This window comes from Paenibacillus terrae, from assembly GCF_000943545.1.
Classification (GTDB): Bacteria; Bacillota; Bacilli; order Paenibacillales; family Paenibacillaceae; genus Paenibacillus; species Paenibacillus terrae_A.
The window spans coordinates 1-24,469 of sequence record NZ_JTHP01000044.1 but is presented as its reverse complement, the minus strand read 5'-3'; the positions used below and the strand labels follow the sequence as shown (position 1 = coordinate 24,469).

The following is a 24,469-nucleotide window of genomic DNA, read 5'->3' as shown; positions in this document are numbered from 1 at the left end:
AGTCCATTTAAATTTAAAATAGTTTTATGAATGGTTAAGGAATGCAAAAGTACATAAATATCGTAATATAAACTCTTCAACTACGTTTTAGAACGAAGATATCGTAATAAAATGGGATTTAGTACGAAGATATCGTAATAAAAATTAACGATAGCTATTATAAATTAAGGTAAGTGATTTATAATATATTTTCTTGCTTAGCTACACCGTTTTAGTCCAAAGGTACTCTTAAGCTAAAAGGAAGGACGAGTAGTCGTATTTTGAGGTTCAAAAGGTCCGACATTCAAAAAAAAACCGAACCAAGAAGAACAATTTCATTCCTCAATTAGCTCGGTTTGTATAGGAAGCGACAGTTGAATAGGTGTATCAACTTGATCAAAGAAGTCATGCATTTCAGTGTTCGTCAGTGGTATAAAGCAGATCTCGAATGAAGAAGGGCTGTGTCGTTTGTAATCAGCAATCAAGATATTAAGAGCTTTAAATTCTTCAAGCGCATCCTGTACCTTTCTCATATTCATTTCTATTTTTCGTTTATCCATTCGTACTTTTCGAGCAAAAAAGTTAAGTGGAAATACGTCTATAAACTTATTCCCTTGAACGTAGCGCTCTAACCGCTCTTTTTGCAACGCATGTACGAGTATCTTGGATATGTTCCCTTTGATTGAGTCCAGACTGTCTCTGTATATCTTTACAGTTTGCTGGTTGATGTACTGCTGGTGAAAATAGGTTCCAATGACAATCTCAGCATAACGCCTGCCATTTGGATTTGAATTAATGACTACGGAATCAAAGATAGACCAATCTGCGGACCCTGGTCGTGCTTTCTCCGACTGTTTTTTGATAACTGCTTGAAAACCAAACGATCTGATTTTTCGTAACCGTTTTTCAATCTCTACATAATTTTTTACCCCTTGAGATTTGTAAGCCCGTGAAACCAATTTGGAAATATCTACAGTAATCGTTCTATCGGTGTAAAAGGATTCATCTTTTTGGGATAGAACGTAGAAAATAATTTCTCGATCTGTTCCATCTAAGGATTTTGTGAGGCTTTTGTCAGCATAAAGCAAATCACCATCCTCAACTTTAATAATCGTCCTAAGAAACTCATTGTCACTAATCTCATAGTCGTCAAAATATGTTTCTTTCTTGGTTATTGCATTAATCTCTTTTTTAATTTTCAATGATGTAGATTTATCAGAGAAGACGACATTTTCGATTAGACCATGCGGCTGTACATCCACAGCGTTGAATAAATCATACTTCTCGATAATATCAGCAACAATAAAATTGAGGTCTGTCTCCAGAGCCTTTCGAATTTGGTTCGTTTTCTTTGAAGATAAATAACGGTAATCAGAGAGAAATGTCGAATTTGTAGATGACCATTCTTTGATTTGTTTCAAACGAAGCTTTGGTAAATCCTGAAGGTCCTTAACGCCTATTAAACGCTCTGACTCGGCAATGATATCTAATTCTGGTGTAGAGACTTTCATTTGTTCCAAAGCTAGCTTCCAAGATGATATCTCGATCGAGACAGGATTGTTCGGAACCTCAGCCAATTCCTCCTGAAACTTTTTAAGCCAATATTTCTTACTTTGCTGCCTTTTTCGATAATTTTTATCCCTTATTTCAACATGATCGGCTAAATGCTGCGTGTCGAATCCAAATGTCTCAATGAGGATGTTCCTGATATATTCAGACAACCAGGTTTCCTTAGAAACACCATCAGATTCCTTGAATAAATACGTAAACATATGATCTACAATAGTTTGAGGGATAGATTCTATTGTTTTGGATAAAGCGAATAAAGATAATTTTACCATATAATCCCCCTTTTCTAAAAAGGTTTTAGTCTAAATATATCATATTTATGCTTGCAGCCGTTAGTTGATTATTGGGAAAGAGCATTTTTAGTTTTAATAGATGAGTTTCAAAGGCAGCTTCAGTAAAAGGGTTATCTAAAAATCCCCTGTTGCTCTATATTTTTAGAATACCTTGTCCTTCCGACAATTCTTATGATAGGATAATAGTATTCGTTATTTATTTTTTGTGGCTCCGGCATGCGCTGTACGAGCCTTCTATTTTAAAAGCGCTTTTCCGAGTGAATGATCCGCCTGTGGCTAGAATTACGCCTTATGTGCGATTGTTTATTGGGAGGAGCGCTTTTTTGCGTCCATTCATAACCCATAAAATCAGAAAGAGAGGATTACTATGAAGTACAACCGGATAAAAATGAATAAATTTTACCACCAGTGTCCAAAGTACACTTTGATTGAGCAGAAGAATATTGTATGTCAGATCCATATCTCGTGAATTGCAGGTTGGATATTGATTTTAGGGAATTACTGACCAAAGTGTGGTCTCCTAGATGTTAATTGGTTCCCAATCATAAGCAGGATCTTAATCACCACTTTTACAGAGGTTTTAAGGTGCTTTTGTATTCTTTGATTCAGATAATTTAACTAAGGAGGATTTCCCATGATTCAACAATTAACAATAGACACTTTTTTGAATACAGAAGCTCCGATCAAACGATTAATTGATCGATGGTTGATGCTTGACTTTTTGGATGGACTAAAGGGCTCAACTGCCTTCATAGAGTACAAGGACGTATTCATGTCATTTCGTATTCCATTTAGGTTCGGAGATTTTCAATTCAGCATAAACAGTGGTACTTCCCCTGAAGGTGATTTTGTTCGGCTCTGTCAGATTCGGGATACGGATTCTGTTCTTACGATTAAGCATCGTCTAACAGGCCTTGTTGAATCTGAAGAGGGGTACCAAGCTATTTACACGAAGATGGACTTCCTACCTAAATCTAAACATATTGTGACCCGTGGATTAACTGGGACGGCTCATTTTCAACTCGGCGATTACAGTATGGTGCAGGCAACAGCAATCCCCACAATGACTGAGCACCCCTCACTTTGGACAGTGATTCGTGAAATGACAGGAAAATCGGTACATCTAATATTGACAACTCCTGACGACTGGTTGCAGGATATCACAAGCCTGCCAATTCATTTGGAGCACATTTCGTTGGAAGGGAACAATCTTTCCCTCATAGGCTCCCAAGGGACTCATTTTCAGATCAGTGGGGTCAGCGGGGTGCGAGTATATAAACGGTATCTTCTCTTTGATGTTTATAACTCAGCTCATGGATACAGCTATTCCTTTTATATGGCCAGTTCACTTGATCTGTATAAGAGATAGATATGAAGAAATCTTGTAAATAGACTTGTAGGGTTTGTTTAGAGACAAATGTAGTTTGTTGCGATTTTTTAAAATGCTTCATAGGTTTGCTTAACTAATTATCTATTAGAAAAGAGGTCATATAATGAGTATACGTTCAACTCTTTACTTTTCGGAGCTTTCACAAGAAAGTTGAAGGTGGAGATATCCCAAACCATGGAACTTCAAGATGGCCATGCATTGTTCTTGGAATAGAGAGTGGCTTGATGATGGATGGCATAGATTTCACTCGTATGTAAAAGCTAGTGATCAGTTTATACCTATATTAACTCTAATCTAATGTCCTCGCTAAAAAAAAGCATCTATAATTCCTTTGTGATAAAATAATGGAGAGAATCTAATAAAAATGTTTATTAATCTTAGAAAAGGAATTGAAGCAATGAATAATATCTATAGAACAGGGGAACAGTTAGAAATTGTTTCTGGTTCAATTTATGAAATCCGTACAATCAAAAAAATTGAATCAAACGGTACCATCATCCTTGAAGATAACTTCCTTTCGAGAAGAACCATTATTCCATCAGATCATTATACAACCAAGGGATATCATGTAGGACACTTAGGTTCAAAAAGCGGGAAGAATATTTCTTTTCGCCATGCTAAATTATAGGAGCAATTATATATGGATAAGAAACTACTCATTCAATTTGAAGTTAAGAAATCTGAGATTATTCATAAACAGACAGAACGAATGATGGGCTGCATACGTACATTATCTCAAATGGAGAGTAAAGGATATAATTCACTCCTTCTCTATATTGATGGCTATAACGATATACCAGACGAATTATATGAAATTCCTGAAGTAAGAATCTGGATGAAGAAGCTTTTCAGAATCGTCCCTCACTTCTTATATTATATTTTTCAAGAAGAAGAAGACTCCTATGGAAGGCTGTTGGCTTGCATCACGGATGTGGAATCAGCTTATCAGGGAGAATGGCTTCCCACTTCGAGCTACAATATTAGGAATGTACCCCGTTATACTTATAAAGTTAATATAAAAAACGAAGATTATTTTAGACTCGAAAAGGCGATGAGAAATCATATTTTAGAGTCTGGTAATCTCGACCATTTCAAATCCTTAGATTTATTTAACAAAGTCCTTGGTATAAAGGAACAAAACTAATTATTGCAACGTGTTTGCTTGCCGGCCAAAAGTAACTGTGCTATCATTTAGAAGTACTTTTACTGCATTCAAGGGCTCTCGCACGCGCCAAAGAGTCATACATTATAAGAAGCACGATTACGTGTCTAATTCACTTTTTCAGGGGCAATATTCCCTAAAGTGGCTAGCATGCAATCGTGCTTCTTTTTGCTATGCAGAATTTTTGTAACTAAAAGCTTTCAATTTTTGTACGACCCTCTGCACAGGGATAATCAACTACCCCTCGTGCAGAGAGAGGGTACAATACTGGAGGCATAAAATGAATAAGGATAAATTGTATAGGATCGAGCGGTTCTCAAAAGAGCAAATTCTTCAATTACATCAAAGTACTACTGATTATGCTTTGGCCATCAAAGGTTTACCTCAATACCATACAGAAGTTTTTGAGAAAAAAGGCTGGTTATTGCCATTTCTCCTGGGTTATGACGACTTATTGTGGGGAAGATGGAATTATTGGCTAGACATTCTCATGAATGGGACCATTGCAGGGAGCGAACCTATACCTAGGATTGAATGGGCTGAAAATGGGACATTCTTGGTGGAGCAAACCAAAAAAATGCTAATTCAATGCTTGGATCACCCTGAAGCCAACATAGATAATTTTGCTGATTGGTTGTTATGGGGACTAGCTGGAACCGATGAGCGATTGATTATTTCCGAGAAATTAAATGAGCACTATTATCAGTTTTTCGATTTGTTTCTTATCCTTGATAACCCTTTTGATTATTTATCCTATCTTCTATCCGAACATTCTGGACATGGTTACAAAAAAGGACTTGGTTACTATCCAACACCATTATCAGTTACCAAATTAATAGTTGAAATAGTTTATGCTGGGGATGATCTTGAAGTTATGAAGAGACAGACAGTTAGCGATCCATGTGTAGGCTGCGGAGCTATGTTACTTCCGGCTTCTAACTACTTTTTAAGAGGTTATGCACAAGATATTTCTGGGATTGCGGTGAAGCTGTGTATCATTCAAATGTATTTCTATGCACCTTGGTATGCTAAACCTGGAAAAGATATTGGAGGATTCGACCATTCAGAACCAGTGAACCTTGTAATCGAACCTTCTGATCCTAATAGCGATAACGGTCAGTATTCATTCGCATTTTGAGTACATCTTCATAGGTTCCCAAAGGAGGAAATACATTTGCGTATTAAGTTAGATCATAGCCAAGGTATAGATAACAAGTCAAAAAATAAAGAAGGACATCAATTACTAAAAAATCACATCGTTTTTTGTAGCGGAGGAAAAGCCAGCTTTGCAGTAGCCGACTTTGTTAAGAAAAAATATCCTGAGGACAATATTTTACTATATTTTACGGACACACTATGGGAAAACCATGATACGTACCGCTTCATCTCAGAAAGCTCGGATAAATTAAAACTCCCCTTGTTAATTCACTGTGCAGGTATTACGCCGATGCAACTGATGTTTGAAAAAAAATTGGTTTTTAACAATATGATTGGTGATTGTTCAAAAATTCTTAAGATGCGTGTAGCATCTGATTTCTTAAAAAAGCAAATTATACCGAAGATTGAGAAATGGAAAAATCATCAAATATTGAAACAAGAAGATTTCATTACAGATGCCACACTCTATTTTGGAATAGGCATTGAAGAACTGCACCGAGAAGAAGCAATTGTAAGGAACTGGAGGCCATTTCATGTTGAAATGCCCCTCATAAATAACTTCATTCCCATAAACAATATACTTAAGGAGCACAACATTATACAACCTGAGTTATATAAGCTTGGCTTTTCTCACAACAATTGTAACGGACGATGCGTTAAAGCTGGACAGGGACATTATAGAAACCTTAAAAAAACTATGCCCGATATATTTCAAAAACATATGGAAGAGGAGTACCACCTTTATATGTGTGTATCGGCATACAGGTATATTCTGGACAATAAAGTACCTGAAGAAGATCAGATTCCAGCACATATGCAGGAGAGTATGCTACAAGAATTAGATGATGCTTATCGTGACTACTTTTACGGTAAATGTGCAAAACCGAAACTTTATATTCACCCCGCAGCAAGCGCTTCAACGAGATACATGAAGATAAAGAAATATAGCTTCATGAAGCGCAAAGGGAAAAATCCAGAAGTAAAGCAATTAGAAGATGACGAAGGGAATTTGTATACAGACGTTCGTTATCCAAGTGAGCCATTCACGCTGCGTGAGTTCAATTTAATCGAGAATTCTAAACCTGAGCAGATCGATCTATTCGATATCGGTGGATGCGGCTGTTTTGTTCAATTTTGATTGAGCTGAAGAACCAATTTTTTTAATGGAGGTCATAAACTTGTTTACACGGATAACCTTTGACAATTTTGGTATTGTAGAGCATATGTTTATTAATGAAGAAGAAACGGATGCTCTTCAATCTTGGGAAAATATCTGGGGTAAGGGGATAGTTAAAATCATTAATATTGGCCGAGCAATTGATGCTCATGATTTTGGTGGATTTGTTCACTAGAATCACAATAAATAATTGAGGAACACCCCATGAATGACTTAAAGAACGAATGGCAGTCCTATCGTATTGAATCGCAGAAAGAAGGCGTCCCATTTTTAGATTATAAGAGTTGGCTAGAAATTCAAGTTCAAGTCTCTCGCGGAAATTTTTTTAAACCGTTAAGTGTAAATAAATTTATCTTTAAATACAAACATGAAGAACAGTTTAAAAAAGCAGATCTCAACGAGGTTACCCACTTTAACATAAAAGAACTACCTGAGGCTGAATTAGTACTACAGAATAGTTCAGAAGTCTAATTTTTACACTTTTGAGCCCATTAAAAGAGAACCAGAGCATATTCCATGCAATCGGTTCTTTTTTTGTCTCATAATTAATGATAGGGAGGATAACAATCTTGCAAGAGACATTTCATTTTGACCTCAAAAAAAACAGCATCACATCCACCCCGCAAAATAGAAAACGTCACACTAAAATCCACATGGAAAATCCACAAGTTCAATCCATTATCATATCATTTGGTGATCATGAGGATGATAACGGTGAGTTTGGACCTTGGATAAAAACAGGAAAAACAGACATCGATTGTCTCGCTCTTGCTGATCGACACTACTCGCGAGTCACGGTTGGTGCTTCTCAATTTACAAGACCCGGATTAAACCTTGTATTGCGAACACAAATGGGAGATGCAGCATGGGTATCATGGTATTCAAAAAAACGAGATGACCATTTTAAAGATGTTATCGAATGTACATTCTTCCGAAATGAATCAGCATATTTATCTTCAGATTTAGTCAAATGGGCTATTTACGCAAGTATTCACAAATGGGGAATTCCAAAGGAAAGTTTTATTACTTTCGTGAAAGATGAAGCAGTTAGATCAGGAAACCCTGATGCAAATTATCTGCTAGCTGGCTTCAAAAAAGTTGGGACAACAAAAGTGATGCTAGACTAAAAAGTGGACACTGGAATCGAGAATGCGAGAATAAAATCAAATTCTTTCGAGGTGCGTCCCTATGAGTAAAAACTACGACAAGACTTTTAAAGTTCAAACCGTTCAAATGATTCAAGAAGAAGGTAAACTTGTCTCTCAAGTGGCGAGAGAATTGGGCATCTCCGCGAACACGCTGTATCGTTGGGTAGCCGAACACAACCAAGATGGGAAACAGGCTTTCCCTGGCAGCGGGAACCTGAAGCCAGAGGAACAAGCCACAAGAGAACTCCACAAACGCATTCGTGATCTGGAAGAGGAGAACGATATTCTAAAAAAGGCGATACACTACTTTGCCAAAGACCGACACTGATCTTTTCTTTTATATATGATCACCGCTTCCAGTGTCGTGTTGCAAAGATGTGTGCAGTGTTTGCTGTTTCACGAAGCGACTATTACAAATGGGTAGGAATGTAGTTTAAATTACTCATATGATGAGAATGGGAAGTACTATATAGTTGAAATGGATGGTAATTTATCAGAATGCTGCTCCCTTGTGGAGGCCCAAAAAAAGTTTGCCACTTACAGAACGAGTGGTTCTTTAACTTGATTATAATTATAAATGTGGAGATCTTAAAAGCCTTAAAATTCTAGTAAGTTTCTTGTAATGTAAAAGCAATAAGGGCCTCGGATATGTTTCCGAGGTTTATTTTTTTGAAATCTGAAACCACTGTTCATAAATATTAATGTGTGATAATTGTCATTCTCGAACTTTATACCCCTATAATACGCTTATCTCCATCGCCTTTATCAAGGTGCAAACAAACGCTGGGTGTGGAGGAGAATTAAATGAAGAAGAAAGTAATGTTTGGACTAGCAATCGTTTTTGTTGTTATTATCACAGGGATATTCGTTTATCAACTAGACCAGAAAGCTAAAGTGCTAAACGAATTGCCCAATTACACTGATGATAAACAAAAGATTGTAGTGGATGGGTTTAAGTATGAAAATCAGCCTCATCTAGGTGATTCTAATGCGAAAGTAAAAGTTATTGAGTTTGGTGATTTTAAATGTCCTGCATGCAAAAAATGGACGCTTGAAAATTTTCAGAAGTTCAAACTTGAATTTATAGATACAGGTAAGGTTGAATTTTTCTTTATGAATTATGCTTTTATTGATCGTGATTCCTATTTAGCCGGAGCAGCTGGTGAATCTATCTATCACCAAAACAACGAAAAGTTCTGGGAATTCTATGAATTACTCTATAAAAACCAAGGGAAGGAAACAGAAATATGGGCTACCCCAACCTTTTTAACTCAGTTTGTCAAAGACAATATAAAGGATATCAATCAAAAACAATTTGAACTCGATGTGAAAAATCATACATATCTTCACTCAGTAAAAGAAGACTATAAAATAGGTGGATTTTATGGGGTCAATGGTACTCCAACCTTCATTGTAAATGGTAAAATTCTTCGGAGTTCTTCGTATGAGGATATAAAAGCATCCATACTAAAAGAGTTAAACTAAATAACGATTGATGTTCTGCACCTCTCTTTAGACATAGAGAGGTGCTTTTTTTGTCTAAGATTACTTCATTAATTATTACAATATTAAGATTCAAGTGAAATATTCCCATAAATCATCACTTATTCTTTAGAAAAAGCAGATAATATACCCCCACTACTATCTTTAATTACAAACTAATTATTCGATACCTACCCATCATACAGTTTGGATTTGTTGAAACCTCATTTAGAACTGTTTATATTTAAAAATGAAAAAAGTAAAAGGGGGGATTTGCCAATGCAAATGGATATCAAAGAGTATCTGAATGCTGGCTATCCAGCTTTATGGATTCAAGATTGGGAAGAGGACCGAGTTTGTAATGATTTGCGAAGGATTGCTGAAGAAGGGAAAAGGAAGGGCAATTCGAAAGCTTCTCTCAATTATTTTGAATGGAGCTGTACTAAAGGGTTCTTTAATCCATTTACCAATAAGATCATTGAGGATACAACTGACCCATCGAACGCCCTTCAGTTTGTTGGAGGCGAAAAAACACCTGATTTTGCAATCTTTGTTTTCAAAAATTTTCATCCATACCTTGAAAACCCAAATACAAAATATACAATCATTCAATTAATAAAAGATCTAATTCCTACTGGAAAGCTAAATGAACGACATCTTATTTTTGTAAGTTCACAAGTTAATTTACCTCTTGAACTGTCAAAGGATATCACTCATCTTCAATTTGATCTCCCCGAAGCTAGGGAACTTGGTAAAGTGCTGAATGGTATAATTTCTTCGGTTGTAATCGGTTCAATGCAACTAAGTCTTGACAAATTATCTAGAACAGAGAAAATGGCTGTCATTGATGATGGAATAAAAGAAATGAATATATCTGAAGAAGACCGGTACCGATTAATTCAGGCTGCTCAAGGTTTGACGCAAAGTGAAGCGGAAAATGCCTTTGCATTGACCTGGGTACGACACAAATCTTTCACCTCTGATGAAGCTGTAACCTCAGTACAAAAAATAAAAACACAATTCATCAATAGTTCAGGATTTTTGGAGTATATACCACCAAAAACCTCACTTGATGATATCGGTGGTTTAGAAGAACTTAAAAATTGGCTTATTACATATGAAAAAGCCTTTACAAAAGAAGCCATGGAATTTGGTTTACCTAGGCCAAAAGGGATCATTTGCACAGGACAACCCGGCACTGGTAAATCCGCAGCTGCACAAGCAGCTTCAGCCGCATGGAAGATTCCTCTTCTGCGATTTGATGTGGGCGCAATCTTTTCAAGTCTCCTAGGAGAAACTGAGCAAAAACTATGTAATGTACTTAAAACAGCGGAAGCACTTGCTCCTTGTATCCTTCAAATTGATGAGATTGAGAAACAATTAAGCGGGATATCTAGTGGGAGCAGTACGGATGGGGGAACGACATCTCGCGTTGGCGCGACTTTATTAACCTGGATGCAAGAAAAGACAAAGCCCGTATTTGTGTTTGGTACTGCAAATGACATATCCAAATTAGATCCTGCACTGATTCGAAAAGGGCGATTCAATGAAATTTTCTTTATTGATCTGCCAACGGATGAGGAAAGGGCAGAAATCTTTGCAATTCATATTCGCAAGCGCGGCCGAAACCCTGAGATGTTTGATTTAAATTCTCTTGTAGGACACAGTGAAGGCTATGGAGGCGCTGAAATCGAAAGTGCTATAGAAGATGCTCTTTGGGCAGCTTTCAATGAAGACAAAAGAGAAGTTCTTACAGGAGATATCATACATGCATTGCAACAAACAATTCCAGTATCTATTACAAAAAAAGAAACTATTGAACACATCCGAGAGTGGGCAAAAGGCCGTGCTCGTAACGCCAGTGCCTCGAAAAAGGTTGTGGAAATAAAATCGCTCTCCGAAAACTATAGAAAAATTTCACACTAGTATTTATGATGACTAGCATCCAAATTTCCAAGGAGGTTTTCAATATGTCTTTTGTAGGAACCAATGTAACATCCATTCGTGATGAGGAAGCATTAAAAGAAGCGTGTAAGATGCTGGCCCTTACATTACATGAGAATGGAAAAGCTCGGATTCACAATGGAACGATAGAAGCTGATTACGTAATCAAACTTGATGGTCCTTTTGATGTCGGGCTCATAAAAGAAGGGGAGACTTATTCGATTCAAGCGGACTGGTGGGCTGGTCATGTTGCAAAAGTAATTGGAGAAAAGGGTTCTACTTTACTTCAAGCCTATACAGCTGCAGCTACTGTTAATGTGGCGAGAGCACAAGGGAAGCAGATCGAAATGAAGCGAGTTGAAAATGGCGATATTAAATTGATACTCAGAGCGGGGGCTTAAACATTATGACAGATCAGAGAATTGAAGTTACTTGCCACAAAGATGGAACATTCACCATTGAAGCTTTTGATTTTCAGGGTACTAATTGCGATCAGGCAACGAAAGATTTTGAAAGGGTATTGGGGGCAGAGGGGTTAAACAAAATTAGAAAACCTGAGTTTCTTGCTGTCAATTTGCTTTCACAACAACAAATTAATAGAGTACATGGAGGTTAAAGAGTTATGCGTATTCATTCTTTTACCCCAAGCACGTATGTAAATGGGCCTGGAAAACGAGCTATGATTCATTTTCAAGGTTGTACGCTCAATTGTCCTGGATGTTTTAATACCTATACCCACTCTAATGATAATGGAAGAGAAATGAGTTTGGACGAAATCCTTTCTCTTCTTCCAAGTGACATTGATGGTGTGACTATTAGTGGTGGGGAGCCTTTTCTTCAACCTTCATCTCTGTTGCAACTTGTTCAAGCATTAAAACAAATGGATTTATCGATCGTGGTATTTACTGGTTTCTATCGCAAAGAAATTTCAAAAATAAATTATGGTCCTCATATTCTACATTATATCGATGCTTTGATTGATGGGCGATTTAATGAGGAACAAATAGCTACAACAGGGCTTCGGGGATCAAGCAATCAAACAATTCATCTTTTGACCAAACGACACATAGCTGCAGAGTTCGAAGAGCGCAACATAGAGGTAACCATTAATGCGGAAGGTAATCTCACTATGACAGGTTTTCCATCCACCGATTTACGTAGTGGAATGCAATTGATGGGCATTCAAGAGTGAGATGAGCAATAGAGGAGAGGTTCAATTTGTTGGACGATATGAGAAGTTTAATAATTATTGTGTTTGGTATGGCTCTTATCAGTATGATTATTTTTATTTCCCCAATTTTGGAAAAGGCACTAACTAAACCAGTTAATACAGTTGTATCAAACGAGCAAACTACTTTAGTAAAAAGAACTGATCATACCATAGAATCTTCAGCACAGAATATTAAGTCGGAAAATAATACGGAAGCCAATTCATCTCAATTGCCTAAATCAGTTCTCGATCCATTGTTTAAAATCATTAGAGTTCTTGGGCTTGTAACTTTGTTACTCAGCATTGTAGCTGTTTCTATCTGGTTTATGAAAACAGTCTGGCCAATTGTGAGGTTTAATGGGAACAACGTCGCTTCATCAAGTTCTTTCACCTATTCAAGCGATACGGATGAAGAACCAGAAACACCATCTATTGCTGATTCTCTTGAAAAATTGATTACTGTCTCACGACCAAACCCAGTTGAACCTACCCATGAAGTAAATCTGATAAAACCTACTAAATCCTACAATGAAGATGTGATCAAGCGAACCATTCGGCATAATGATCATAAGAAAAATAGGGAAGATGAGGAAACGACAGAGTTGGTTAATCGCGTAATCCACTTCTAAAAAATCAATGTCTCAATTTTATTAAATAAACATTGGTCTTATAAGTTATATCAGGAGGCAAATATGGATTTTGCACGTTTTTTTGGGCATACGATCAAACTGGTTGTACTGTATTTATTTATCACGCTTATTATTCCAACTGTACTCAATGGGGTCATATCACAACAACTAGAGAAAGATGGCAGTGTCCCAATCGTTAATGGTCAACATAGTGCTCAAAAAGTTTCGGCCGAATCAGAACAAAGTAATGTATCAAATCAAAAGATATTCAAAGCAATGCAATCACTTTTAGATTCCATGTTATATTTTTTGAAACCACTTCTTATCTTTGGAATACTTGCTAGCTTCACTTTGAGTTCTATAAGGTTTATGCTCTGGTTTTCTCATTATAGATTAGCGGATAGGGAGTCCAGGAGCATAGGAGGTAGAGTTCTAGTATTGGGGCGGTCTCCTTCCATTAATAGTCAAAACCATGATCGAAGCGAACAAAGACAACCTTCTGTAGCAGATGCTGTAGAAAATCTAATTCAGTCTCAATCAACCAGAGATCCAAGTACTAACGAAACCTATACCGAACAACCAGAGATCAATTTGAATAAGACTGAAATGATGAATGAGGAAAATTTTGTTCGGACAATTCGTGATTTTGAACCGGTGACTATCCCAGAAAATGATACGGAGAGAGAATCGTCTGCTTTTAAACGTGTAATTCGATCATAAGTACGACTGCATTGTACCCGTAAAGTTAGTGAATATGGTTGTTCATGTTATATTGAGAACACGTTTCCTAACTGTTATAATAAAATAAGTAATTTACGAAAGTTCGGGTTCTGGCAAGCGCCTAAGAACCAAAAGTAAAAAAGCGCTTCTCGAAGTGAAGGAATAGACTATGGCCACAAGCCTTTGTTTACATTCGTTCTCTGCGAGAAGCGTTTTTTGCGCTTCAAAAAAGGTTTTCGCTTAAGGAATTTTTTTAAAGAGAGTTTTATTTCATAACTGGGAGGAAGTACAGTGTATAAATGTACCTATTGTGGTGAAAGCTCCATTTTTGAGACTATTGATGTAGCAGGTTATCATGTTCCTGCATCTCATCACTCGTGTATCTGTGAGATTGAAGAAGAAAGAGAATTTGTATTGAGAGTGGAGGTAGAAGAAAATGAATGAAGAAACACTTCTACATGATGCTAAATTAACACCTGGTCTCGTAACCTGTCAGGCTCCAGGTTGTATTGATGGTTATAATGACGGAGAAAAATGTGATACATGTTGGGGTTCTGGATTAGTCTCTGAAGGGGAGCCAGGATCAGGAGAATATGAAGTGTCTGAAGCTGAAATGTAATTGGAAACTACTATAGTGGTTTCTCGAAATCATAGATTGTATTCGAATAGCTAAATTTAGTTCACCAAAATCTTTTAAAAGCTCCCCTAAGGGAGAGCCCTGCAAAACGAATACAGTATCTGTAAAATGGAGCCCAGTACCCTTTCGGTACTGGGCTTGTTGTATAATGGGAGAAAAGTAGTCTGTTGTTGCATGCCGGTAGACAATTAACTGCATCATTCCATGCGGAATTATATTATCTTGTTCCTGAAGATCACTTGTTGCGAAAGATTCATCGCATTGTAGATTTCAGCTTCATCCATGAGTTGGTCGAAAACAGCTATTGCAAATACTACGGTAGACCAGCAAATGAGTCGGAGTTGCTTTTTCGTCTGCTCTTTTTGCATATCCTTTACAATCTTTCGGATGAGCGCATTGTTCAGGAAGCTCAAGTGAATCTAGCATACAAGTGGTTTCTTGGTGTTAATCCGGAAGACCCGTTGCCGGATGCCTCTCAATTATCGCGTTTTCGGAATCATCGACTTGGCGCAAGCCAAGTGGAGGACGTGTTGAAGCAAGTGGTGAGTCAATGTGTGGAAAAGGGACTCATTGAAAGTAAAACCATTATTTTAGATGCAACTCATACCCAAACCGGAAGTCAAAAGCAGCGTCCTTTGGACGTATTGCGGGACGCAGCCAAACGTCTTCGGCGAACGGTTGTCAAGCGGCATCCGAAGCTGGAAAAGAAGCTTCAAGCCATACCTCATGTAAAAAGCGAGCAAGAAGATGTAGAGCAGATCATGCTACATTACTTGGCTATGTTGGGGGAAATGGTTGAGGAACTGCTACCTGATCATGAAGGGGCCATTAGCGACAAGCTTCAACTTGCTAAGCAAATCGTAGAAGATGAGCAGTTGCTATCCCCAAAAGGTATTCTTTCAGCTATCGATCCAGACGCCCGGTTCGTTTGGAAGAGCCAAACCAAATCCTTCTTTGGATACAAAGAGCATTTAGCTATGACGGAAGAAGAGTTAATTACAGCGGTTGAGGTCACGCCCGGCAGCAGCGATGATGGAAAACAATTGCTCGCTCTGTTGTCACAGACGCGATCAAACGGCATTATGGTAACGGAAATCATTGCAGATACCGCATACTCTGGTCAAGCTAATCTAGCGGATATGAAAAAAAGAAACGATTCAGCCCGTCGTTCCGTTAAACCCTATTGTCCATCATGGAGGTGAACGTCAAGAAGGTTTTGAATACAACAAAGATGCGGATTTTGTGATATGCCCTGCTGGTCAGCACAATACACGGAAAGCGATGCAAGGAAGTAAACAAAGTGGAAATAGCCGCTCACTTGTGTTTTACTTTGACGTTGAAAAGTGCAAGATTCGTCCGCTAAGCGAAGGGTGTTACAAACCAGAATAAAAGAGCAAGACATACTCGGTTCGCATCATTGCAGAGCATTTCAAGGAACAGATTGAGTTTGAGCTTAGCGATACGTTTAAAGAACGAAAGAAGCGCAGACCGATTATTGAACACAAAAATGCAGAGATGAAGAGGTTCCACGGTATGGCGATAGCCAAATACCGAGGTCTATTGCGCATACACGAATGGTGAAGCTAGTAGAGCAAAAGCAGCCCGCCCTCGGATGAGGAACGAGCTGCTTTTTTAGTTTTCACAATTACATTTCCAATTTTGAAGTTCTCTTTTAGTCAAAAGCAAGTCTTTTGCAGGGCTCTCCTAAGGGCGGGGGACTTTTTCCTATTTAACTTTCCGATTCATCATTCTGTTCGACAATACATTTTCTTATCAAGACTGTCTCTCGACTCTTGTTTATAAGTAGCTAATTATGATATAATTTAATAATATTTACGAAACTATTTAAGGTTCTGGCAGGCGCCTAAAGAACCATTTAACTAAAAGCGTTTCTCCGAGATTATGATCTACCTTAGGGTGAATTATGCCTATGTGTGATCATATTTCGGGAGAAGCGCTTTTTTGCGTTTCGTTCACAACCCATAATAATCAAGGAAATGAGGAGTTTGAGTGGCAATTAAAAGAGTTGGCAAAAACATTAATCTAGAAACACTGATACAACATGGCTTTAGTTTTGGTATGGCTGATTGGGTTCAATCGAAAGTAGGAAAACATTTTGAGGAATGCAATCGTTACGAGGTAACATGTGAAACAGACCAAATGGACATTCTTAGTGCTGTCTTATATTTTAACGAAAGCTGCTCGACATTAATTGGAATAGACGAAGTAGTTGTAGATTCAAAAAATCATAATCTTAAATTTGATTTTGAAACTACGCCTGTCTGGTCTAAATTGCAACAAGCGATAAAAGCTTATGAAATGGTTGTGAAATGTACCTGAGGGTTTACGATCCTTTCGCAAACCTATCCTTACTGCTAAATTTCCCGTAATAAATGTACGTTTTACGTTAATCCAATTCCAATCATAAAAGGAGAGTTTCAAAATGACGATATCTGATTTTATTTTTCCATCTTTACATCCAGTAACTAAGGACGATATTAGCCCTAATTCGGAGCATTTGGTTCTTGCTCAATCGTTAGGAGATGCATTAAATCTGCTGCTGGACATCATATGTAACAAGGCAAATTCTAAAGACCATGGTCAGAACTTCTACTATGTAGTCGGAGAAGATAATTTCTTGATTTTTGCAGAGAAAAATCTGGCTAAAAAAAAATTGCTAAATAATGAAGGAAAATATGTGATTGCAATTGAGCTTGGTGGTTACACCGAATATCGTGTTGAGGTATATAGAGGAGTAACGTATACATCAGATATTAATACTGCTACCACGTATTTCCATGGACAGTTGCCTGTTATTGGTGGGAACGAGTATCTGGTCCCGGTAACTCATGAAGAAGGTCACTGGCAGCCAAAAGTGAAAGTAGCAATATCTTAAAACCCTGTCTTAAATGAGGGTTTTTGCACCCAAATATCTGCCCCCTATAAGAGATACAATGGCTAGAAATTTGTTTTAAAGAAGGGGAATTTTAAAAAATGACGAATATTACTGCTGGTTGTATCATTGTGACTGAAAATGCATGTCGGTACCTAATTGTATCGACATCTGGCAATCCAATGATTTCTGAGCTTCAATATAAAATCATTGATATTGATCAGTGGGAGCTTAGTGAACCCACTTATGGGTCTATTCAAGAACTCATTCAATCTTTTGATGGTAATAATCACAAGGTTATCAAAACTATTATAAAGGAAGGCGAAGTTCTATCAAACATGTCTTGGATCAGTAACTTCCCTTCAAATTTCTCCGAAAAAGAATCTGGTCCATTTTTAATCGTAATCAAAAAAGGCAATACTTATGAATATCTAAGTGATTGCAATGGGGAAGAGGCATATACAGACGACATTGAAGAAGCAAAATTTTTTGATTCTCTAGATATCATCCCAAACCTGCGGTTAGATGAATCTATTCAAAGCGCAAACCATTTTCTTCTGGTTCGCAAAGTGAGTATTCAAGGTATGGGCTATGTATACAATTTCGCTACCAATGCAACTAAAACAATCTTAGAAGAGGTCATGGAATCTGTAACATGCACTGTTATAGGGTATTGTGATTCAGATATTGTTCCTGCTCTTAAGAAGAGTGGTTATTATGCTTTGGAAATTCATGAGCCCGTAGGAGACCCTGATCAGATCATTTCAGCAGACTGGTGATTTTTATTATAATAAACGTGTGATTACATTATTAATACTAACCTTATAAAAGTATTCATTTCTTATTGGTCACGGCACCCGCCTTAGTGGCTCTTTAAGACTAAAGCACTTCTTTCTAGTTTGTTTAACCAGCTCACGTTGGACTTCCTGCGTAAGGTTGAATCTAGTTTAGAAGTGCTTTTTTGCGCGCAATTATATCATCAACATATCCTAGGAGGAATTTTAGAAATGATCAAAAGCACATTGAATTTAAAATGGAAGCATCAATTGATAACTGGAGTTAATGTTTCTCCATCTACAATAAATTATACTTTTTCATTAACAGATCTTTTATGTAACATAAAGTGCATGCTCAATGAAACTATAGGAATTGAGGTTGAATTGTATGCGGATTTTGGTTCTAATAATGAGCTAGCATTATTTTTGGATACACCTTATCGTGCTGTGGAGAAAGATGGACAAGTACATTCGCTTTTTGAATTGGTAAGAGACTATTACGAGAATATTGATTTTGCGATCGAATTTGCAGTTGATATCATTGCAAACTTATATGGAACAAGCCGTTTACATGTAGAGACGGTTAATTTAATCCCTGATAAGACTGCAGTCAATATAACACTAACGGCTATACCCAAAGACCGTTATTTTATTATTATTCATCCATCAAATGGGCATTTTCAGCGTGTATTTCGACATCGTGCAAATGACAAAATGGAAAACGTAATTATCGAGCTTTGGGACGATAAACAAGAGCCAGTTGAAGTTTGGAGGCATGATTCATTGGAATTACCAAAGAGGGTATATGATTTCTTAATGAAACACTCAGGTAAAAATTCTTACAAAGAACATGCTGCTAATATAATAAACAATTATCTGAAAGGAAGAGACTATAAGTACTTTATGAATAATAATTCTAGCAGCGAACAATATCAGTATATTTATGTAGCTCCACCGTTACAAAAGCTTAAAAAGGGATATGAAGTAATTGATGAAATGAATGGGGATCTTATTATTATAAATGTGGATTCTATAGATAAAGAATACACAGAAATCTCTGAAGGAGAATATGTTGGTATTTTAGCGTTACTAAAGATAGGTCAAGGATCTCTCCCAAGTTTAAATTAAAGATCATCCATACGAATAAAATTCCGAGTAGAGGAATGTGCATAGAAGAATCGCTGAATCAATTGAAATAAATAAAGCATTACAGCGAATGTACTGATAAAGAATGAATTAGTCCTTTTCATCTCACATGGTGAGGTAGAAGGACTTTTTTATTTCTCCTAGCAGTGCTCTCCTCAAACCAAAATACACGGTTGATTTCAATCGAAAATCATAGGCACTCCGTGCCTAAGTGCTGGAGTTAACAAAGAAGAGAGAAGGCTTGATTTCTTTTAAACCTATCTATATCCTTCCCAATTATGAAAATATGGTATATCTTCATTACAATTAAGTTAGTTCAATTAACTTAACTTAATTGTAATGAAGATAATACGGTTGATTCCATTTAAGTTTTCAAATATGAGAATAATTAAAAGGGGATGGCATTTTCCAAAAGACAATACTTATGATATACTAAATCAAAATCTTATTGATCTGCCTCTGTCAAGCGACTTATGAGGATAACTCTATGGTAATCCTTTTCACACATTTTCGATTGAATTTGTGTTTCTATCTCGCTTGCAGCACTTTAAAAGTGTAGCTAATATAGCGCGACATTCCTTCTGTAAGGCATGTGGTGAATTATTAGGTGCACTTTTTTTGCGCTTTCACAACCCATCTGTCTACTAAATTAATTTGTGAGGAGAGTTTTATTGATGCAATCTAATACTGCAGCGCAAGTGACGAATGCAAAAGGGCTCGATCCAGAAATCTATGCTTGGATCAAAAGCATTTACGGTATTGAGCCTACTACGGGACCATCCATGTTTGTAATTCCTCCAGAACAACAAAGTCGCGAGGAGCTAATAAGAAATTCGTACCTATTCCATGAAGAAAAAATCCTACATTTGAAAAGTTCTAATTCACATGCTGATGATGTAGAAGTGTTAGCTGCCTTGCTTATTCAGATGGCTATCTCTAAAACCATGGATATGGATGAAGTAAGAGCCCTTGCTTTAGAAGCGATCGATGCTTACCATATGTTCAATATCCAGTCCTTTAAAAGACTAAAGTGGATATTGAAAATTGACGTAAATGATGGTCGAACTATAACAATCTATTTAGATGAAAAACCAACTGAAGTAAGTCTGTATGAGATCGTTGTGGAAGCATTATTCCCTCCGGAAGTTGACCTGCCTAAGGACTGTAATTTTTTCTGGACAGATCCAGATGATGATCGTTTTCGAAACATGAAAACAAGATCTTTCAAGTGTATGTTTAAGATTACCGAGGATAAGGTAACCAACCATGGTGCTGTATCCGTCTCAAGAGGATATCAAATATAAGATTCATGTTTTGGAAAAAACAACGTTACCGATAATCCCATTTCACCATCACCTTTTAAACAGGTTGACTTGGGAATCATCAAATGTCAGAAAGGAGAGCAGACAATACGTCTTTCCTTTCTGCTTAATTTAATCGAATGTTAATCGTTCCCTGTTTCGTTCCATAATGATAAACTACAATGGTGCCATCTGCGCCCCCATAATAATTTCAAAAGGTGATGAGAATGAACACTAAGCGGCTATTTTCAATTACAGAACCCTGCATTAACTGCCCCTTTCGGAAAGACAATGATCTCAATTTGAATACAGGGCGTTTAGAAGGCATCATTGAAGATCTTCATAACAACATCCCATTTCATTGCCACAAAACAATAGATTACACTCAGGAAAGTAAAGAACAGCAGATAGAAGACGCTCTATACTGTGGAGGATCTATGGTATATCTAAAGAAATGTGGAAATACAAATGTACCCATGCGCCTAGGTCAAATGTATGGTTTGCTTAAACTTGAAGAGCTCAGGGGTGAAGATCTTGTTATTGAACCTATGGGTTTAGATAAATACATTCCTCCATCCACAACTAATCATACTGAGCATTCAGACTAAACAACCATGACGAGCCGGTTAAATACTCGCTTATGGATACCCGTTCATTTGGTGGGTGACATTTCTAAATAAATACAATACAGTGTTTCTGGATATCCCCAGCAAGGACACAGGGGAGCGATAGACTACTAATACACCTTAACGAAAGTGAACTCATTGCCTTTAGGCAGCATGTCTTTAAGACTGTGGGTTCTTTTTCGCTAAGGTGTATTTTTTTGCGCCTTACACACAACCCAATATGGATACAGGAGGATTCACATGAAAGAATGCATTAAAAGGCTCTATAAAATTAAGAATCGTTTATATATTGAAGCAAAGTACTTAGCCAACTACGGTTTTACAATAGGACAAGCTATCAAATATGAAATTGATAATACAAATAAAAAAATTACGGTTGTACCAACACAAAATGCAAGAAAGCACGTTGCAAAAACCACACAAAAAACGGGACTCACCGTTCCTGTCATTGATATTAAAGTGGGCGCGAAACGTTCCTAAGTCAAAGAGTAAGGGGCTACCGCTCCTGACCTGTAAAGCTTAGGCCCTATCCTCACGGAGAGGGAACTATTGAACCGAAGAGTCAAATGATAGGGTAACGCCTTGAAGGGCTCTCCATGATACTCCGACCTGCGGCGAGTAAGTAAATACTCAACCGTAGGAAGCTCGGTGAAGACGGTTAAGGTCACCCCCTAACTAGCGAAAGCTAAAGGAAATGCGAACCAGAGGTGGTCGAGGGTGATATAGACCGGTGGTCGTAGATGTCCATGGTGAGAATGTGCAACATTGCGTATAAGAAGCAATGCACTGACGAACTTCCGAATGTACGGGTCCTGATAATGAAGAAGTCGAAAGGCTTCTGCTCCATATGGAGAGGTCTACGGGGGTGAGTAAGAATCTGCTTTATGAAAGTCCCTATAATGTTACAGGCATTATTGTGTAGACGGGCCTATAGGAAGCACCTAAAGACATTTAGCATGATAGGTTCAATGGAACGTTGGAAGCTGATGACGTGGAGATTTTACTGTCGATGAAGCGTTGGTAAGGAAAACTTACAGTGTGAGATTAGCACATAAAGGATAACTTACCTTCACATCAGTGAAAGTGGAGGCATCACCTACGACTCCCCGATAATAACGGGACGAGGAACAGCCTCTAGTCTTAGGAAGGACAAAGATTTGCCCTCAACTGAGTCAATTCGCAAGGTTCCAGTACGACTAAGAAAGCGAAATCTCCCTCAGGGAGTGATTAGCGACTTGCTGAAACGACGAAAACTTAGACACAACGAATACTACAGCCTACAAGTAACTTTTGATCAGCTGTACTCTTTGAGTCACCAGGGCAAGCATGTAAGAAACCTCATCGAGTTAATGAAAGATGAACGCAATATCCGACTAGCCTACAGAAATATCAAACATAACGGTGGGAGAAATACCCCCGGTGTGGACGGCCTTACTATGAAAGATATCGCCGAACTCCAACCCGCTGCAGTAGTTGAGAAGATCCAAACGATGTTTGAATTTTACACGCCACAACCCGTCCGTAGGAAAACGATAGACAAAGCCAACGGAAAGAAACGCCCTTTGGGGATACCCTGCATCTGGGATAGGTTATTCCAGCAATGCATTCTCCAAGTGCTAGAGCCGATCTGTGAAGCCAAATTTCACAATCACTCATACGGGTTCAGACCGAACAGGAGCACGCACCACGCTATTGCAAGGATGAAATCGCTCGTCAACATCGGTGGTCTCCACCACTGTGTAGACATCGATATCAAGGGCTTCTTCGATAACGTGAATCATGGCAAACTCCTAAAACAGATGTGGACCATTGGGATTCGCGACAAGAAACTTCTCTCCATTATTTCTGCACTTATCAAGGCAGAGATTCAAGGCGAGGGAGTCCCTTCAAAAGGAACTCCCCAAGGAGGAATTCTATCACCGCTACTCTCCAACATCGTGCTTAATGAGCTGGATTGGTGGATTAGTAACCAGTGGGAAACGTTTGAAACCAAACATCAGTACGCCGATCTGGCAAAGTACAGAGCAATGAAGAAGACCGGTCTAAAGGAAATCTACATTATTCGCTACGCCGATGATTTTAAGATCCTCTGCAGAACCAGAAACCACGCTCTTAGGGCCAAAACGGCAGTCGAACAATTCCTCAAGGAGAGACTTCATCTTGAATGCTCAGAGGAAAAGTCGAAGGTCATAAACCTTAAGAAGCAATGGTCTGACTTCCTTGGGTTCCAGCTAAAGGCCCAAAGAAGCGGTTCGAAGGAGATCAAGCATTGGACGAAAAAGCACGCAGGATATGACAAAGAAACGGGAAAACGGCTCTTCAAACATGTCGTTGCTCGTATCGAGAGGTCAGACAAATATGTCTGCATCTCCCGAATGTCACCTAAGGCTTTCACCAATGCCAAAAATAAGATCAAGGATGCCATCAGAGGCGTGCAGCGATCAACAAACCCAAGACAGGCACAGAGACTCAACGCCACTATCCTTGGGATTCAAAACTACTACAGGATCGCTACTCAGATTTCTTTACAACTTTCGGAGATTCACTTTCAATGTCGGAGAGCAATCTTCAATCGACTCAACAACAGTGTGGGAAAAGCATCATACACCCAGCTTTCCAAAGCCCTACAGGATAGATACAAGGACTATAACCCCGAGCTTAAAGCTCTAGGGCACGTAGTGCTGGTTCCGATCTACGCACAAAAGAACTGTCCTCCAATGAACCTTAACCAAGAAATCTGTAACTATACAGAAAAGGGTAGAAGGCTAATTCACAGGAAGCTGGTTCTCTCGGCTGCTCAGATCGTAACTTCCAAAACCGAATATCTCTCCGATAGAAGTATGGAGTACCACGATAACCGTATTTCGAGATTCATCTCCCAATACGGCAGGTGCTTTGTGACTGGAAAGGAACTTAGTCACTATGATTGGCACTGCCATCATATTGTCCCTTACCATATCTCGAAGGACGACAGTTACAACAACTTAGTCGTTCTCGACGCAGAGGTACACAGACTGGTTCACATGACAGACCCGGTTAAAATTCGCGTTTCTCTTGCCAACCTCTCGCTCAATGCGACAGGGTTACAACGGTTAGAGAATCTCCGTGAAAAAGCCGGCACTGGCCCCTTGAAAGAGGTACTCCTCACCGCTTAGGAAACTAGGAAACCACACTAATCATGAGGTTCCAAATTGTCTGAATAAGAGGGAACGCCGGATGCGGTGAAAAT

Annotated in this window: 26 protein-coding genes and 1 pseudogene; 26 read left to right on the top strand and 1 reads right to left on the bottom strand. The window is 38.2% G+C overall.

What is annotated here, in order from left to right; all coding sequences use genetic code 11:
• Window positions 1-314 precede the first annotated feature (314 nt).
• Entirely contained in the window at window positions 315-1,820 is a 1,506-nt protein-coding gene (locus QD47_RS19445; RefSeq protein WP_044647691.1) for a hypothetical protein, read from the bottom strand.
• A gap of 655 nt (window positions 1,821-2,475) precedes the next feature.
• On the opposite strand from QD47_RS19445, the gene QD47_RS19440 reads away from it, so the two are divergent.
• The 26 genes and pseudogenes from QD47_RS19440 (at window position 2,476) to ltrA (ending at window position 24,395) form a co-directional block, all read left to right on the top strand.
• A complete protein-coding gene (locus tag QD47_RS19440; RefSeq protein ID WP_044647690.1) occupies window positions 2,476-3,210 on the top strand; it encodes a hypothetical protein in 735 nt (244 codons plus the stop codon).
• A gap of 385 nt (window positions 3,211-3,595) precedes the next feature.
• Window positions 3,596-3,859, top strand: a complete 264-nt coding sequence (locus tag QD47_RS19435; RefSeq protein WP_044647689.1) for a hypothetical protein — start codon at window positions 3,596-3,598, stop codon at window positions 3,857-3,859.
• Window positions 3,860-3,871: 12 nt separating this feature from the next.
• On the top strand, window positions 3,872-4,375 hold the full coding sequence (locus QD47_RS19430) for a hypothetical protein (RefSeq protein ID WP_044647688.1): 504 nt from the start codon (window positions 3,872-3,874) through the stop codon (window positions 4,373-4,375).
• 298 nt (window positions 4,376-4,673) lie between these two features.
• Window positions 4,674-5,531, top strand: a complete 858-nt coding sequence (locus tag QD47_RS19425; RefSeq protein WP_052646810.1) for an N-6 DNA methylase — start codon at window positions 4,674-4,676, stop codon at window positions 5,529-5,531.
• Between the two features lie 36 nt (window positions 5,532-5,567).
• Window positions 5,568-6,689 (top strand): phosphoadenosine phosphosulfate reductase domain-containing protein, encoded by a 1,122-nt coding sequence (locus tag QD47_RS19420; RefSeq protein ID WP_052646809.1) that lies wholly within the window; start codon window positions 5,568-5,570, stop codon window positions 6,687-6,689.
• A 40-nt stretch (window positions 6,690-6,729) separates the two neighbouring features.
• Window positions 6,730-6,903 carry a hypothetical protein gene (locus QD47_RS32180; protein WP_161797186.1) on the top strand — a complete coding sequence of 58 codons (174 nt, stop codon included), beginning with the start codon at window positions 6,730-6,732 and terminating at the stop codon, window positions 6,901-6,903.
• 29 nt (window positions 6,904-6,932) lie between these two features.
• Window positions 6,933-7,199, top strand: a complete 267-nt coding sequence (locus QD47_RS19415; protein WP_044647687.1) for a hypothetical protein — start codon at window positions 6,933-6,935, stop codon at window positions 7,197-7,199.
• 98 nt (window positions 7,200-7,297) lie between these two features.
• Window positions 7,298-7,855: a hypothetical protein gene (locus QD47_RS19410; protein ID WP_082067241.1), complete on the top strand. Its 558-nt coding sequence runs from the start codon at window positions 7,298-7,300 to the stop codon at window positions 7,853-7,855.
• Window positions 7,856-7,916: 61 nt separating this feature from the next.
• Window positions 7,917-8,204 (top strand): IS3 family transposase, encoded by a 288-nt coding sequence (locus tag QD47_RS19405; RefSeq protein ID WP_044647686.1) that lies wholly within the window; start codon window positions 7,917-7,919, stop codon window positions 8,202-8,204.
• Between the two features lie 476 nt (window positions 8,205-8,680).
• Window positions 8,681-9,361: a DsbA family protein gene (locus tag QD47_RS19400; protein WP_052646808.1), complete on the top strand. Its 681-nt coding sequence runs from the start codon at window positions 8,681-8,683 to the stop codon at window positions 9,359-9,361.
• A gap of 276 nt (window positions 9,362-9,637) precedes the next feature.
• Complete coding sequence (locus QD47_RS19395) at window positions 9,638-11,284, top strand: AAA family ATPase (RefSeq protein ID WP_044647685.1); 1,647 nt, start codon at window positions 9,638-9,640, stop codon at window positions 11,282-11,284.
• A 44-nt stretch (window positions 11,285-11,328) separates the two neighbouring features.
• A complete protein-coding gene (locus QD47_RS19390) occupies window positions 11,329-11,703 on the top strand; it encodes a DUF1257 domain-containing protein (RefSeq protein ID WP_044647684.1) in 375 nt (124 codons plus the stop codon).
• 5 nt (window positions 11,704-11,708) lie between these two features.
• Complete coding sequence (locus tag QD47_RS19385; protein WP_044647683.1) at window positions 11,709-11,918, top strand: DUF2997 domain-containing protein; 210 nt, start codon at window positions 11,709-11,711, stop codon at window positions 11,916-11,918.
• 6 nt (window positions 11,919-11,924) lie between these two features.
• Window positions 11,925-12,494: a 4Fe-4S single cluster domain-containing protein gene (locus QD47_RS19380; RefSeq protein ID WP_044647682.1), complete on the top strand. Its 570-nt coding sequence runs from the start codon at window positions 11,925-11,927 to the stop codon at window positions 12,492-12,494.
• 26 nt (window positions 12,495-12,520) lie between these two features.
• The gene (locus tag QD47_RS19375) at window positions 12,521-13,141 is read left to right on the top strand and encodes a hypothetical protein (RefSeq protein WP_044647681.1); all 621 of its coding nucleotides are present in this window, start codon (window positions 12,521-12,523) and stop codon (window positions 13,139-13,141) included.
• A gap of 63 nt (window positions 13,142-13,204) precedes the next feature.
• Window positions 13,205-13,861: a hypothetical protein gene (locus QD47_RS19370; RefSeq protein WP_044647680.1), complete on the top strand. Its 657-nt coding sequence runs from the start codon at window positions 13,205-13,207 to the stop codon at window positions 13,859-13,861.
• 436 nt (window positions 13,862-14,297) lie between these two features.
• Window positions 14,298-14,480: a hypothetical protein gene (locus QD47_RS19365; protein ID WP_044647679.1), complete on the top strand. Its 183-nt coding sequence runs from the start codon at window positions 14,298-14,300 to the stop codon at window positions 14,478-14,480.
• A 185-nt stretch (window positions 14,481-14,665) separates the two neighbouring features.
• Window positions 14,666-16,067, top strand: a pseudogene (locus tag QD47_RS19360) (IS1182 family transposase); the annotation flags it as partial.
• 441 nt (window positions 16,068-16,508) lie between these two features.
• A complete protein-coding gene (locus QD47_RS19355) occupies window positions 16,509-16,838 on the top strand; it encodes a hypothetical protein (protein WP_044647678.1) in 330 nt (109 codons plus the stop codon).
• 103 nt (window positions 16,839-16,941) lie between these two features.
• Window positions 16,942-17,394, top strand: a complete 453-nt coding sequence (locus tag QD47_RS19350; RefSeq protein WP_044647677.1) for a hypothetical protein — start codon at window positions 16,942-16,944, stop codon at window positions 17,392-17,394.
• 98 nt (window positions 17,395-17,492) lie between these two features.
• On the top strand, window positions 17,493-18,170 hold the full coding sequence (locus QD47_RS19345) for a hypothetical protein (protein ID WP_044647676.1): 678 nt from the start codon (window positions 17,493-17,495) through the stop codon (window positions 18,168-18,170).
• A gap of 228 nt (window positions 18,171-18,398) precedes the next feature.
• Entirely contained in the window at window positions 18,399-19,295 is an 897-nt protein-coding gene (locus QD47_RS19340) for a hypothetical protein (RefSeq protein WP_044647675.1), read from the top strand.
• Window positions 19,296-19,987: 692 nt separating this feature from the next.
• Window positions 19,988-20,617 carry a hypothetical protein gene (locus QD47_RS19335; RefSeq protein ID WP_044647674.1) on the top strand — a complete coding sequence of 210 codons (630 nt, stop codon included), beginning with the start codon at window positions 19,988-19,990 and terminating at the stop codon, window positions 20,615-20,617.
• Between the two features lie 224 nt (window positions 20,618-20,841).
• Window positions 20,842-21,222 carry a hypothetical protein gene (locus QD47_RS19330; protein WP_052646807.1) on the top strand — a complete coding sequence of 127 codons (381 nt, stop codon included), beginning with the start codon at window positions 20,842-20,844 and terminating at the stop codon, window positions 21,220-21,222.
• A 258-nt stretch (window positions 21,223-21,480) separates the two neighbouring features.
• Window positions 21,481-21,720 (top strand): hypothetical protein, encoded by a 240-nt coding sequence (locus QD47_RS19325; RefSeq protein ID WP_044647673.1) that lies wholly within the window; start codon window positions 21,481-21,483, stop codon window positions 21,718-21,720.
• 758 nt (window positions 21,721-22,478) lie between these two features.
• Complete coding sequence (gene ltrA / locus QD47_RS19320; protein ID WP_459542284.1) at window positions 22,479-24,395, top strand: group II intron reverse transcriptase/maturase; 1,917 nt, start codon at window positions 22,479-22,481, stop codon at window positions 24,393-24,395.
• Window positions 24,396-24,469: the final 74 nt, after the last annotated feature.